The sequence below is a fragment of the Bacillus sp. FSL K6-0993 genome (assembly GCF_037977205.1).
GTDB lineage: Bacteria > Bacillota > Bacilli > Bacillales > Bacillaceae > Bacillus > Bacillus subtilis.
Genome location: NZ_CP150275.1, coordinates 1815883 through 1832418, shown reverse-complemented (window position 1 = coordinate 1832418; position 16536 = coordinate 1815883). Strand labels below are relative to the sequence as shown.

Here is a 16536-nt window from a genome sequence, read left to right as displayed (position 1 = left end):
CTATAACAGTTGTTGAATCTTTGTGCTGTCACCCGGGTGATAGCTTCGCAGCTTTTGAATGGCGGAGCCGTGAGTTTCCGGGTACACTTCAATCGTTTCTTCTGTCTGTTCCGCTTCATCATTCGTTTCGTTTGCCATTTTCATCATTACTAGCTGCTTCAGCGGTCCCCCGAGCAGCAATTCCAAAGCTTCCATTGCTTCAGGGGCTTCAATTGAGCCTATGCCTGCCTGAGCCATTCTCTTCTGGTAATCCGGTGATGAAACAACACCAATGCTTCCCCAATAACTCCAATTCATCACGGCCACTGTACAAGGCCATACGTGAGACAGCCGCTGTGCAAAAGCATCCTTAAAACTGCAGCCCGCAGCGTAATTGCTTTGTCCGGAAGCTCTTGCAAACGATTGTACGGAAGAGAAAAACAAAACAAAATCCAGTGGTTCATGCCGGAAAACTTGGGCCATTCGCACGCTTACATCAACTTTTGCAGCAAGAACGTTTCTGAAACATTCCTCACTCATATTCATCAGGCTTCGGTCTTGTAAGACAATCGCAGAATGAATGACACCGTTGATTTCTCGATGCGTTTGTTTCATTGTTTCATACGCGCGTTCTAATTCCTCTCGGTTAGCCGCATCTGCTTGAATGTAATACGGGGCTGGCCCTAGACGTGCAAGTCTGTCCAGCTTGCTTTGAATGGCTGCATCCTTTTTCCTTCTGCCAATCCAAACGATCTGCGCCTGATATGTTCTGATCATATATTCACTCCACGCCTCACCAATACCGCCAGCTCCGCCTATGACAACATAAACACCTCCGTGCTTATACTTCGTGTGCACCGGTTGATTGTTGTGTACTGGAATCAAACGAAGCTTATGCCAGACCTTGTCTCGATAGGCCCACGTATTCCCTTCTTGATCGGCAGGCAAGGAAAGGAGTTGAGATAACGGCAGGTCTTCGTATTTTTTAACATCGATCAGCTTTGTCTGCCAATTTGGATATTCTTTTGACATTGAACCGATCAGGCCGTGCACCCCGGCATCGACCGGGTCGACAATATCATGCTGATCAACATATTGTGTGTTCACCGTCACGACCGTCCAGCTTATCTCCTTCTGTCCATAGCCTAAAGAAAGCATTGCCTTAATGAGCCTATACATTTGAATGACGCCTTGATCTTGGGCTTCAATCATTTCATCGCCGACTTCGCACTCTGTCACATGAGAAGGAGACATCCACACGATGTGGTCAAACGATCCGAGTGCTTCAAGCTGTCCTGCAATTCTATGAATTGATGCGTTCGGCTCAATGTACAGCTCCTTGGCAAATGGGATCTGCCTTTGAACAGCTTTTCTGCTGTTGTCATCCCCTCCGAGGATGACAACACGCTCATCAGCAGGCGAAATGATCCTCTTCTCCAGCTGCACTCGATCCCATATCGGCGCCATAAGAAGCGCTCCATTAAGAGTTGCTTTGGAGTTTCCTAGTGATGTCGGCCCGTCTGGCGGTTGTATGCCTTCTTCCAGCAGCCTTGAGGTAATCCCCTTGATTCTTACACACACTCGGCCTTGTTCATCACACAAATCAATATCCAGTCTCTGTATTTTGTCCTCATTAGGACGAGATGTCACAGACACCCACATTTTATTTGTACACGGGCTGAATATTTCTAGCTCTTGCAGCGCAAAAGGCAGAGAAAGCTGCTCGTCACCGGAATTCAGCTTTAGCCCGATCGACGCTTGTAAAGCAGAATCGGCCATACTTGGATGAAGAACGAATTCATTCAGTGTGTGAGTTACACCAGCAGGCAGAGAAAGCTCTGCCAAGGCTTGATTGCGGCCGATGTAAAGCCGATCTATCCCTTGAAAACCAGGTCCGTAGTCAATGCCGATCGCCTTAAACAATTCATAACATTGGTCGTGTGAGAGTGTGCTTAAACTGCATTGGTCTTGAAGCACGCTGATATCCTGGACTGGAATGTCTCCTGCCCCGCGGATTGAAGCACTGCCTTGACAATGTATCTTTCGATCATTGTGTGCAGCCTCTGTATAGACGTTAAAAGCAATCTCGCCGTCCTGCTGGGGATTTAGACTGATATCCACTTGAACAGGCTGGCCGTCCGCCACAATCGGCTGCACCCACACAACATTTTTGATGTGAATAACAGATTGTTGATCTTCGGTTCTTCTCACTGCTCTTGTAACGGCAGCATGAACCATCTCAAGATATGCCACGCCCGGCATAACCGGTTTTCCCTTCACCTTATGATCGGCGAAAAAGAACTCAGCACCTGTAAAGGCCGAGCTGAAACGCTGCTCTGACAAATCAGATGTGTTGACATGTATCAATGGATGCAAAGCTGCTGATTCGACTGTTTTTAAAGCTGTTTGATGGGCGGCTGCCTCCTCTTTCGTATCCGTTATCCAGTAGCGTTCTTTCGCAAATGGATAGGTAGGGAGGCTGATGCGTTTCGGCTGTTTGCCGTCATACAGTTTACTCCAGCCTATTTCCATGCCTTTTACCCATAAATCAAGCAGTCTTTCATATATGTGAGGCTCCCAGCTATTGTTGAGCGTTTTCTGTACTTCGTCATTTGATCTCAATGTTTGTGTGATACCTTTTTCTGCTCTGCCTCTGTACATGTACTTCGCATTGGTGCCCCCTTCTATAAAGAGGTTCAGTTTTTCCAGCAAGTCCCCAGTCGAGATAGCGATGATCCCTAATCTCTCCTCCATTGCATCACGCCCCTCTTGGAGTGTATAAGCAATATCAGTGAGGTCACGAGCAGTGATAGATCGCTTGCTGATAAAGTCTGCTAATTGCCGGGCTTGGTCTTTCAGACGATCTTCATCCTTTGCCGACAAAATAAAGATGCCCGGGTGCTGTGCTGTCACAGCTGGTGCTGTTGCAGGATGGGTTGTTTCTTTCGGAATGTATTCCTCAATGACCACGTGGGCATTGACGCCGCCTATCCCGAACGAACTGATACCTGCGCGGCGCGGCAGCTCTCGGCCGGCTTCATCCCGAAGCGCCTGCCATTCTCTCGATTCCTGCACAATATAAAACGGGCTGTCATCCAGTCTGATATATGGATTTACAGTTTCACTGTACAGACTTTTGACAAGCGTTTTATGCTTGAGCTGCAATAACACTTTAATGACACCCGCCACACCGGCCGCCAGCGATAAGTGACCGATGTTTGTTTTCGCTGACCCAAGTCCGCAATGGCTGCCATGAACAGCCGGGTCCCCCGTTTTTTCATACAGCTCTTTAAATGCCGCTTTTAAGCCGTTGATTTCTACTGGATCGCCCAGCTCGGTTCCAGTCCCATGCGCTTCAATATAAGTTACGGTTCTTGGATCAATTCCCGCTTTTTCATATGCTGTTTTTACGACATCCGCCTGAGCTTTCGGATTAGGAGTCGTTAGAGAATTTGCGCGGCCACCGTGGTTTACCGCACTTCCTTTAATGACACCGTAAATATGATCACCGTCTCGTTCAGCCGCTGTCAGCTTTTTCAGAAAGAGAATGCCGGCACCTTCACTGACTGCGAATCCATCGGCTTTGTCAGAAAATGTTTTGCATCTTCCTTCTTTGCTCAGCGCCCCGGCCTTATCATAGGCGATATGGCCTTGCGGAGTTACGACCGTGTTGACCCCTCCCGCAATCGCCATTTCACAGTTTCCATTTTCAATGGCGCAAACCGCATGATGAATGGCGACCAAAGAGCTTGAGCACGCAGTGTCGATCGGTTCACTCGGTCCATGAATGTTCAGGAAATAACTGACTCTATTCGGTCCTGCAGAAGGACTCATATTCGCAGCCGCTGAGCCTTCGATGTCTACATTTGACAGAAGTGAACTGTACCCTGTGTTTCCTGTCCCGATGAAGATGCCCGTTTTGGTTCCTGCCAGGCTTCTCGCTGAGTGTCCCGCTTCTTCTACCGCCTTCCACGCATAGGTCATTAACAGGCGCTGCTGAGGCTCCATCTGCTCAGCCTCCAGCGGAGATATGCCGAAGAACAATGGATCAAAGTCAGCTACTTCATCAATAAAACCGCCCCATTTGACGTTTGTTTTATTCGCTTCTTTCAGAGGGTCTCCGTAATACTCCTGCCAATCCCAGCGGTCTTTTGGAACCTCTGTAATACAATCTGTGCCCGATGACAGGTTCTCCCAATATTCCTCAACGTCTTTTGCCTTTGGGAAAACGCCGCTCATCCCAACAATCGCAATAGGATCAGGCTTGTGATCAGCTTCCTTTTGCATTGGTGTTACCGAAGGTTTTACAAAGCGGTTTTCAGTCGAAAACGTCATATTTTTTATATTCTTTTCGACAGGCTGCATCAGCACCCCAGCTTTGGCAGGCGTTTGAGCTGTAAAAGCATTTGGATATTCTTCTGACAGATACCCTGCAAATGCATAAACAGTTGCGTGCTCAAAGAAGATCGTAGGCGTAAGATCCAGCTTGTACTTCTCATTCAGTGTATTTGCGAATTCAGTTAACGTAATCGAATCAAATCCATATTGATTAAACTCCATGTCCGGGTCAATCTCTTCAGGTTTGATTTTGAGCAATTGAGAGATTGTTTGCTTTAAAACTTCTTGAATGTGGTCAAACATATTCCCTTGATCCATTCTCGCTTCAGATGTCACCGGTACTTGAACTGTTTTCATTGGTACATCATCAGAAGACGGCTTTTGAGTCAGCTTTTCCCTCATCATGTCTTTGATTCCTTCCATGACGATGACTTGATCTTTGCCAAATGCCAAACCTTTATACAGCGCTTGAATGCCGGTCTCGGTCCGCATTGGAGTCACACCTGTGTTTTTCAACGTCATGTTTTCAATTTCTTTATTCGCGCGCATGCCGCCTTCTTTCCAGAGCGGCCAATTGATTGACAACGTTTGTCCGTGCCTGTACATGGCGGTTACAAGCGCATTTCGATAAGCAGCATAACTGTCCATAAATGCATTAGCCATTGCATAATCGGCCTGTCCCGCGCTGCCGGCAACACTTGATATTGAAGAAAAGAGGATAAAGAAATCTAACGCAAGATGCTCGGTTACCTCATCCACATTCACAAGCCCTTTCACCTTAGGAGCGAGAACTTGTGTCAGCTCTTCATTGGTTTTGCTCATAAGATAGTTATCTTTAATCAGCCCAGCGCTGTGAATGACACCATTCAAGTCTTCGTAATCAGACGTAATGCTTGTAATAAGCTCGGAGGCTGCTTCCGTTTGTGTCACGTCAACCTGCCTGTATTCTGCGCGAGCCCCTAATTGCTGAAGTTCGTTAAGCTCCGCCTGCTGATCCGCATTCAACGCGGATCTGCCTGTCAGAATGAGCACAGGCTGTTCGGCTTGGCGAGCAATCTCTTTTGCAAAAATAAACCCAAGTCCTCCTGCGCCGCCCGTGATGAGGTATACACCTTTATCTCTCCACGGCATGCTTATTTCCCGATCATCTATTTGCATTTCATCCAGATCATTGATGTACCGTTTGCCTTTTTCATATTTGATGTGCTGATCTTCTGTGTGCCTTTTATTCTCTTTCAGTTTTTCTATTACACTTTCAATATTTTCATGTGAATCGATTTCAATCGTCTGGCCGATTAGTTTTTTATTCTCCAGGCCGGCGGTTTTAAGGAGCGCCGATAGCCCTGAGAATGAGTACTGCTTTCTTTGTGCAGAGGTAAGCAGCTGGATCAGAACATTGCCCTGAGGTCTGCTTTTGAGAAGACCCTGGATCGTCTCAAGCGCTTGTTCGGCATAATCTTGGAACCTCTCTGCAAGTCCTTCGCGGAATGACTCCAAAACGATGCATTCCGCTCCTGTCATTCTTGATTCAATGCGATCTTTTGAGAGGCCATTCATGTCGCAAAGCATGACAATGTGCCGTTCGTAATGAGGCTCAGGACTTTCTTTTTTAAAATCCTTAGGCACCCATTTCTCTTCAAACATCAGGGTTTCCAGCGTTTGATCAGATTCCGCCGATCCAGAGCCGCCTTCTGCTGCTCTGAAAGATAATCCTTTCATCCGTACGCAAACATTGCCGCTCTCATCTAAAATATCAATATCGCGCTTTTGCACCTTATCAGTTGCCTTGCTGCCTTGGCTGTATCTTGCGTATACCCACATTTCTGACGAACATGCTCCGAAGACTTCAAGCTCCTGGACCGCAAAAGGCAGTGTCAGCTGGTTATCCCCGGCGCCTGTCAAAATGCTTGACGCCTGCAAAGCAGAATCCATCAGCCCAGGGTGCATGTTGTATTGGCTGAGCGTATCTGCAGCTGACGGATGCAATGACAATTTTGCCAAAACAAATTGTTCAGCTGTATAGATTTTTTTCACTCCGCGATAAGCAGGACCATATTCAAATCCAATCATTCGATAGGTGTCGTATACTTCGTTTACGCTGAAATGACTTTCCTGACACTGCTCCCGCAGAGATTGCAAATCAACCGCCGGCAGATTTTCAGCAGGATTCAATACCGCGCTGCCTTGACTGTAGACGATTGACTGTTCGCCAGTAACGTCTGAATGACCATAGATTTCATAAGAGATCTCACCATTTTCTCCCGGTAAAAGCCTAATGTGTACTTGCTGCGGCTGATCCTCTACAACAATAGGCCGCACCCACACCGCATTCTTTAGCTTTATGGTGCGCGGTACACCTTGTACCTCTGCGGCCTGCTCAACAGCTACCCGCGCCAATTCAAGATGAGCCACTCCCGGCAAAATCCGTTGGCCTTTCACAACATGATCAGCAAGGAAAAACTCTTCTCCCGTATAAATAGAGCTAAACCTTTGTTCCGAGAGATTCGATGTGTTTTGATGCATTAATGGATGCAGCATGGCTCCGCCAAGGCGGGAGGCTGCTTGATTTGCATCAATGCTGCCGCTTTTTTCAATATGATCAGAGATCCAATAACGGTCTTTTGCGAAAGGATACGTCGGCAAGCTGATGCGCTTTGGCAGATTCTCGCCATACAATTTCGTCCAGTCTACATCAAGCCCCTTTACCCATAATTCAAGCAATTTTGCATACTTTCCCCGTTCCATCCATTTCTCGACGGCTTCTTGAATCTCTTCGTCCTCTGTCAGCATTTGGAGTGTGCCTTTATCAATCCTGCCTTTAAATACATCCTCCACACCGCTTTTGCCTGCTGCAAAGTCTTTTAACTTTTGCTGTACATCCTCAATGGAACCGGAAATAATCCCGAGACGTTCTTCCATCGCATCCCGTCCGGCTTGCAGTGTATAAGCGATTCGGGCGAGATTTACGTCACTATATGTTTGCTTATCAAGCGCATCTGCCAGCTGCTGTGCATGTTCTTTTAGCCGCGCTTCATTTTTAGCCGATAGAACGAAGATACCCGGATGTTCCGGCGTGATGGATGGTATATTCTCATCGGATGATTCCGGAATATATTCCTCGATAATCACGTGGGCGTTTACCCCGCCGATTCCAAATGAACTGACACCTGCCCGGCGAGGAAGCTCTTCTCCCCGTTCATTTTTCAGCGCTTTCCATTCTTCCGTTTCCCGTACGATATAGAACGGACTGTTTTTCAGCTGAATGTATGGATTCACGTTTTCGCAATGCAGACTTTTCACTAAGGTTTTATGCTTAAGCTGCAATAATATTTTAATAACTCCTGCTGCACCGGCTGCCAGCGATAAGTGGCCGATGTTTGTCTTTACAGACCCTAATCCGCAGTAAGGATTGGCTGATGTGTCTTCTTCATTTACACCCAATGCTTTAAAAGCTGATTTCAAACCGTTAATTTCAACCGGGTCTCCAAGCTCCGTCCCGGTTCCGTGGGCTTCAATGTAGGTCACGGTTTTCGGATCGATTCCCGCTTTTTGATATGCCGACTGAATAACATCTGCCTGCGCCTTCGGATTGGGAGTCGTTAAAGAGGCTGCACGGCCGCCGTGATTGATTGCACTGCCTTTTATGACTCCGTAAATGTGGTCTCCCGCTTCTTCAGCCGCTTTTAATTTTTTCAGGAACAGTATGCCGGCACCTTCCCCATGCGCAAAACCATCGGCTTGATTTGAAAACGTCTTGCATTTTCCTTCTTTGCTCAGTGCTCCCGCCTTATCAAAGCTGATATACACCTCAGGAAGGATAATCGTATTTACACCGCCGGCTAATGCCATGTCACAAGTGCCTTCCTCAATTGAAGAGATGGCATGGTGGATCGCCACTAGTGAACTTGAGCACGCTGTATCAATCGGTTCGCTCGGCCCGTGCAGATTAAGGAAATAACTGACCCGGTTCGGACCGACCGATGGGCTCGTATTGGCTGCCGCTGATCCTTCTATTGCCGAGTTCGCTTTAGATAGAAGAGAGCTGTATCCTGTATTTCCCGTTCCGATGAAGACGCCGGTCTTTGTGCCTGACAACCTTTTCGCCGAATATCCTGCATCTTCGATCGCTTTCCAGGCGTAAGTCAGCAGTAAGCGCTGCTGAGGTTCCATTTGTTCAGCTTCACGCGGGGAAATGCCAAAGAATAATGGATCAAAATCTGCAATTCCGTCAATAAAACCGCCCCATTTCACGTTCGTTTTATTGACTTCCTTCGCCGGATCACCTTCATATTCACGCCAATCCCAGCGATCTTTCGGGATTTCCGTCATGCAGTCTTTGCCTTCTTTTAAGATGTTCCAGTACGCCTCAACATCTTTCGCCATAGGAAAAATCCCGCTTATGCCCACAATGGCAATTGGCTCAGGCCCAGCATCACTCTGTATGGCGTTTGGCAGCACGACTTGCTGCTTTCTGCGTCTTTTAGCTTTGGCACGCACGGCTTGTTCCTGTTTCGCAGCAGGCTGAAGCTGAGCCGATGCAGCGCGCACAGCAAATGTCTTCGCAAATACCGATTGATATTCTTCTGACAAATGCTTGCCAAACGCATGAATCGTCGGGTGGTCAAAAAATACGGTTGGCGTCAGCTCTAACTGATAGGCGCGATTGATATGGTTGGTGAATTCAGTCATGGAGATAGAATCAAAACCATACACCGTCATCTCGGCATGATCATCAATCGTTTCAAGCTTGACCTTTAACTGCTTGGCGATCTCTCGCTTTAACATCGCCTTTACTTTAACCAGCAAACTGTCTGTATCAATGCTATTTATTTGTTCAGTCATGTGTTCTGCTTCCTTCTTTTCCATAGGTGCTGAGGCGTTTTTTGCCAGCATGTTTTGTTTTATTTTCTGCACATCGCCTTCGATCACCATTACTTGGTTTGCCTCTGAATGAAGTGCTTGATATAATGCCTGAATTCCTTTTTCCGCCCTCATAGGAACAATACCGGCCAGTTGCACAAGCCTTTTCTCAATTTCTTGATCGACCTGCATGCCTCCATCTCTCCATAAAGGCCAGTTTACAGAAAGCGTCTTCCCATGCCGCTGGCTGAGGCCGGCAAGCCTATTTCGATAGCCTGCATACATATCCATAAATACATTGGCTGCCGCATAGTCAGACTGGCCAATGCTCCCTAAACTTCCTGAAAGAGATGAAAAGAGAATAAAGAAGTCTAAAGGCAAATCCTTGCTCGCTTCGTCTAGATAAACAAGCCCTTTTACTTTAGGCGCCAGTACATCGTGCAGATCTTTTGCCTGTTTATTAACCAGGTAGCTGTCCTTGATGATTCCGGCACTATGAAGAATACCGTTCAGACGGCCATATCTTTTTTGAATGTCGTCAATAAGCTGATAGACTTCAATTTTATTGGTAACATCTGTTTGCCGGTAGGTGATGTCAGCCCCCTTGCTATGAAGCTCTTCCAGCTTTTTGCTTTTGCTTTCGCTAAGAGGTGAGCGGCCTGCCAGAATGACTGTCGCATTTTTCGTTTGTTCCGCAATTTCCTTTGCAAAAATATGACCTAGTCCGCCGGCACCTCCTGTAATGAGATAAACGCCATTGTCTTTCCACGGTTTGCTGCCGACGCCTTTTGCCTGTTTGATTTCACGCCAATCAGCAATATACCGTGTCCCGTTTTGATATTTGACATATGAATCGCCGCTCATTTGATTTTCTAACAGTTTGCCAGCGATGCTTTCTCCACTTTCTTCACTGCTGACTTCAATCATTTGGCCGGTTAGTTTGGCATTTTCCTGACAAGCTGTTTTCAGCAGTCCTGTCAACCCTGAAAACAATTGCTGTTCTCCCTCTGCAGAGGTTACGATCTGAACGAGAATGCCGTCTTTCGGTTTCGTACGAATGATCTCTTGTACCTTTTTAAACACTTGTTCTGTATAAGAATGGAAACGCCCATCTACTGAAGAAGGCCTTGCTTCCAGGCTGTATACACGGACTCCCTCGATGGCTGCTTCAATTTGTTCTCTCGTCTCATGATCATATTCACATAGGAATACGAGATGCTCTGCATATTTTTTTGCAGCTAAGCCGGCAGCAGCCTTTTGTTCTTGCCAAACGGGCTGAAGCAATAAAGTTTCAGCGTTGACTTTTGATGGTTCGGTTTGTACATCTGCCTCCATCACTCTCGTCGAAAATCCTTTCAGCCGCACGCAGATCATGCCATGCTCATCGCATAGGTGAATATCGACTTTCTGTATCAAATCCCCTGGTTTGTTTTTCGAGTTGAATTGAACATAAACCCACATATCAGAAACGCACTGACGAAAGACCTCAAGTTCCTCCAGGGCAAATGGCAGTGCTGCCTTAAAATCTTCAGTGTCTGAAAGTTCCGCTCTGACGACATTTTGCAAATATTCAGCCGCCTGTAACGCCCCGTCCATTACACTTGGATGAAGAACATAATCGTCCAACGTATGTGAAACAGATTCCGGCAGTGATAATTTGGCAAGCAGCTGGCCGTCGCCTTTATATACGGCCTCTACACTCTTGTAACCTGGACCGTAATCGGCGCCGATCATCCCTTCATAAAACGAGGCAGCATCCAGTCTGCTTTGATCACATTGTTTCTTGATCTTAGAAAGATCCAGTGCTTTTTCATGCTTTAACTGAATCAATTCCGCTATACCTTGGTTATATACAACTGGTTCTGCATCAGCGGATTCCGGATTACCATACATCCGATAAGCAATGTGTCCGCCATCTTCATCGTAAAGTCCGATATTTACCTGAACCGGCTCACTTTCTGCTACAACCGGGCGAACCCACACGACATTTTTCAGCCTGATTCCAGTTTCATGATCTTCCAATCCGCCAATTCCTTGTTCTATAGCGGCTCTTGCCATTTCAAGCGTGACCGCCGCCGGCAATATCGCCATGCCTTTAATGATATGCTCGGCAATAAAATACTCTTGTCCTGTGAAAATGGAGCTGAAACGCTGCTCTGACAGAACCGATGTATTATGGTGCACCAAAGGATGCAAACGAGATGGTTCAATTGTTGTGATAGCGCCGATGCTGCTTTCAGGCCAGTATCGTTCTTCGGCAAAAGGGTATGTCGGCAAGCTGATGCGGCGTGGCTTTGTATTTGGATGGAGCCTGCGCCATTCAACGTGAAAGCCATTTGCCCACATCTCGGCAAGCTTTCTCAATTCTTCTTTTGATATCCGTGATGAAGCCATATCATCTGCTTCAGCATTTCCAAGCAGCTGTTCAGCGGATGTCATTCTCGTTTTTTCTCCTTGAATACAGCCTTCTGTGAGCGGCTTTCCAGTCACAAAAGCTTCCAGCTGATGTTTCCATTCTTCCAGATCGTTCACTATAAAAACGATCCTGTTATCCATTGCTTCACGGCCGACTTGGAAGGTATATGCAATATCTCTTAAAGAGAAATACCTTTGCTCGTCTTGATTGATATAGGACAGCATTTCCTTCGCGTATACTTGGAGCCGTTCACTATTTTTAGCTGATATAGGAATGATGTAAGGCTGATTGCCTTCGTTTTCGGTATCTGCATCAGAAATGTTTTCATATTGCTCAAATATAGCATGGGCGTTAGTTCCGCCAAGGCCGAATGAGCTCAGAGCCGCCCGATGGATACCTGAGTGTTTCTCTAACGATTTTCGTTCACGGACAACATAAAAAGGAGAGCTTTCAAACTTTATATCCGGATTCGGCTCCGTACAGTTGATAGTCGGTGCAAGTTCATTATGGTATAAACTCATCGCAACTTTAATGCATCCGGCTAACCCCGCAGCTGTATCCAAATGGCCAATATTCGTTTTCACTGAACCGATTCCGCAAAATTGTGTTTTGTCGGTGTATTGCTTGTACACTTTATTTAGAGCAGACATTTCAATAGGATCGCCTAATTTCGTTCCCGTCCCGTGTGCTTCAATATAACTGACCGTTTCAGGATGGATCTTGGTTGTATCCAATACATGCTGTATCACTTCTGTTTGGCCTTTTACACTTGGCGCATAGAAGCCGGCCTTCTCTGCCCCATCATTATTGATGCCTATTCCGCGCATAATGGCATAAATATGGTCACCGTCTTTTACGGCATCCACAGCTTTTTTCAGCAGGATGACTGCTACGCCTTCACCTCCGGCCATTCCGTCCGCCGAAGCATCGAACGCCTTCACATGCCCGTCGCTTGAAAAATTCAACCCGTTTTGGTGCACGTAGCCGATCGCTGATTGTGCGTGCAATGTTGCGCCTCCGACAAGCGCATATTGTGATTCGCCCGATGTCAGGCTTTTGTATGCTTGATATAAACCGACTAGTGATGAAGAGCAGTTAGAATGAACAAAATAGCTTGGCCCTTTTAATCCGAGCTTATGTGAGATCATGGTCGGAATGGTTCCGCTTTGGGCTAAAACCCATGAGACATAGCCATCCGGTGATTCATGTTCTTCTGTTGTCTCCTTCGGCAATAACGTTCTATATGAATTGCTGCTTGCAGACATATATACACTTGTTGCCGGAATCTCCTTAGCCACATATCCTGCATCTTCAATCGCTTTCCAGGAGTGCAGCAATAAGAGGCGGAGCTGAGGGTCCATATACTCAGCATCTTTTGGCGAAATTTGAAAGAAACTGGGATCGAATAAGTCTTTCCCTTCGATCACTGATTGCACCGGCACATAGTCAGGATGCTGTATCAATTCTTCGGGAACTCCATTTGCGCGAAGCTCTTCTTCAGAAAAGAATCGTATGCTTTCTTTGCCTTCTTTGATGTTGTTCCAGAAGTCATGATGATTTTGCGCACCCGGGAACTGGCAAGATATCCCCACAATCGCAACACTGTCGTCAAAATAAGGAGGAATCGTCTGTTCTAGGTGTTTTCTATCTTTTTTGACATCCTGATGATCTTCATTTTGTGTCCCGGCTAGATCTGAGTTTTTCATCTCCAAAATGTATTCACTGATTGCACGGATCGTGGAATACTCAAACAGCTCAGTAACATGAAACTCACAATCGAATTCTTTTTTGATTCGTTCAGCCACAGCTACAGCCAGAAGCGAATCGCCGCCCGCATCGAAAAATCCGTCTTCCGGCCCAAATCCGCTGACCTTGAGCGTTTCCTCCCAAATGCGCAGCACCTGATCCTCTATTTCCGTTAATTGCAAGTGATTTGGTTTCCTTCTGTTGAACACGATCTTGCGTTTTTCTAATTCTTTACGGTTCACTTTTCCGCTGGGCGATAATGGAAGCTCATCTAAGCGGATAAAGTGTGAAGGTATCATATATTCCGGCAGACTCGATTTTAGATGAAGGCGCAAATCTTTTGGATTGGCAGAGGCATGTCCGCTTTCCTCTGTATAATAAGCAGCGAGCTGTTGATGGCCCTCCAGCTGCTTCACCACTACCGCCTGATCTAAAATGCCCGGAAATTCACTCAGCTTTGTTTCTATTGCGCCCAGCTCGACGCGAAAACCGCGTATTTTGACTTGGCTGTCAATTCGTCCCAAGTATTCTATGTTGCCGTCAGGAAGCCACCTTGCTGAATCACCCGATTTATATAGCTTCGTCCCTGGTTCAAAGGGATTATCAATAAATTTTTCAGCCGTAAGCTCCGGCTTTTTAAAGTAGCCTCTTGCCAAACCGGCTCCAGCGATGCAAAGCTCACCAGGCTTTCCGATCGGGACAGGCTTCAAATGCTGGTCCACAATATAAATTTTCGTGTTGGAGACAGGCTTTCCAATCGGTGTATGGTGACTTGCGATATCTCCTTTTCCGCATCCGAAATACGCAGCGTAAATGGAGGCTTCCGTCGGTCCGTATATATTTTCAACACGGCAGTTTGTAAAGAGTGATACCGCCTTTTTCACTAATTCTTTAGGGAAGGCTTCACCTGCAACCATCATATACTTCAGCGGTCCGTCCTCTGTGAATCGCTTGTTGTCTTTCGCCATTTCTAAAAAAACATGCAGCATGGCCGGCACAAAATTAATGTGAGTCACTTTATATGTTTCAATATAATCCATGCAAAGCTGCGGTGATTTCTCCCCATTAGGCGGAAGAATCACTAGACGGCCGTCTCCAATAAACCATCCGAATAATTCTGAGATCGATACATCAAACACATAGTTCGTCTTCAATAAATATGCATCCTCAGCCGTTACAGGATAGTGAGATTCAAGAAAATTCAGGGTATTCATAATGCTCCGATGCTCTACCATAACCCCTTTAGGCTCTCCGGTGCTTCCCGATGTATAAATAATATAAGCGAGGTGTTCCGGTTTTACTTCCCGCTTTAAACCGCTGCTTTGCTGGTCTGTATAACCGTTTCGGCAAGCTAACTCGATATTGATCGCTTTTACATGGCTGCCAGTTAATCCGCTGATCCTCTCATGAACGTTAGGTTGGGTGAGGACAATGGATGCCTGACTGTCTTTGAGCATGTACTCTAATCGTTCTTGCGGAAAACTTGGATCTAACGGCATATACGCTCCGCCAGCTTTCAGTATTCCTAAAATTCCGATGATCATATCAAACGAACGCTCTGCACAAATGCCAACGGGCTGTTCAGGTCCAACACCCTGATGTTGAAGGTAGACTGCCACAGATGTGCTTTTTTCATCTACTTCTTTATATGTAAGTGATCTGTCTTCAAACATCACAGCAACAGCATTGGGGGTTTGTTTCGCTTTTTCCTCAAACACCTCATGTATACACTTGTCATTTGCGATGTTTGTCCCTGTCGCATTCCATTGTTCCAGCAAACTAGTTTGTTCTTGATTTAATTGCAAAGAGTAAGCTTCAAGCGGCAAAGACGGGTCCTCCATCATGTGCTGCGCGAGCTTCATATAGTTCTCCATCATGCTTTCAATGGAGGACAGTTCATACAAATCAGGGTTGTACAGAAGATGAAGCACTGTTTCATTTTGTTGCTCATATATTTCGAGTGCCAGCTCAAATTCACCCTCTTGCCGAATGTCTTCAATATATTCGATGCCAAGCGTTTGATACGGTTCGAGCACTTTTTGCAAGCCTGTTGCCTGAAAAAAGTTTTGGTACAGAAAGGCTGTTTGAAAAACCGGAGAATCCGTGGCCGAGCGGTCTACATTCAGCTCTCTTACCAATGCAGGGAACGGAAACGCCGCATGATCCAGACCGTCAGCCATTGTCAGCTGCAGTTCCCGAATAAATGCTGTTAATGGCTGAGCTCCGATATTCTTGCTCCGAACAGCCATCATATTGATAAAATAACCGATTAGGGTTTCAAATCTGTCTTCTTGCCGACCCATTGTCGGAACGCCGACAATGATATCCTTTTGTTTTGTATAATGGTGCAGCAGTACTTTGTAAATGGAGAGAAACACAACCGATTCATTCACATGATTGGTGCGGGCAAACGATTTAATTTGATTTCTCAGGTGATGGGGGAGCAAGCTTTTATAAGCTTGCCCCTTGAATTTTCGTGCTGAAGACCGCGGACGGTCAACAGGCAAATCAAGAACTGGCAGACTCCCAGACAACTGTTCTTTCCAGTAAGCGAGATGCTCTTCCCCTTCTCTGCCAGTCAGCATCCGTTTTTCCCAATCGACAAAATCGTAATAATCAGCTGTTAATGGCTGCTGCAAGGGCTCAATTCCATTCAGCAATTGTTGATACGCTTCGAATAGCGTCGATATCAATGTCAGCATCGACACACCATCAAATATGATATGGTGAATTGTTATAAGAACAATGCATTCTTCTTCTAACCGTTGAAAAAGATGTGTGCGCCATAACGGACCAGCTTCCAACTGGAAAGGTTCTTTTGCTTTTTCTTTTAGAAAAGGCAAAATATCTGCTGATTTTATTGCTGATATATCCTCTTCCACAAAACAAAGATCCTTTGATAACTGAACCGATTGAAATGGAATGCCACTCTCTTCTTGAATCACACTGGCTAAGACCGGATATTGTCTCTGTACAAACAGAAGGGCTTTTTTGAACGTCTCTGCATGTATTGGTTTGCTGAAGCGAAAGCATAAAGGAATATTATATGCACTCATCCCAGGAGACATTTTTTGAAGCATCCACAGCCCTTTTTGCCCTTCTGAAAGCGGGCTTTTCAACTGCCGCTTCATGCCTTTAAGATGTTCTTCCACCTCAGAAATGGTTAATTCTCCTGATCTGAAGGCATCGAGAATTTC

At 46.1% G+C, this 16536-nt stretch carries 1 protein-coding gene; it reads right to left on the bottom strand.

Annotated features, from left to right (window positions below; translation table 11 throughout):
* Positions 1-16470, bottom strand: coding sequence for an amino acid adenylation domain-containing protein (locus MHH79_RS09290; RefSeq protein ID WP_340035154.1), 16470 nt, complete (start codon positions 16468-16470; stop codon positions 1-3).
* Between the last annotated feature and the right edge of the window lie 66 nt (positions 16471-16536).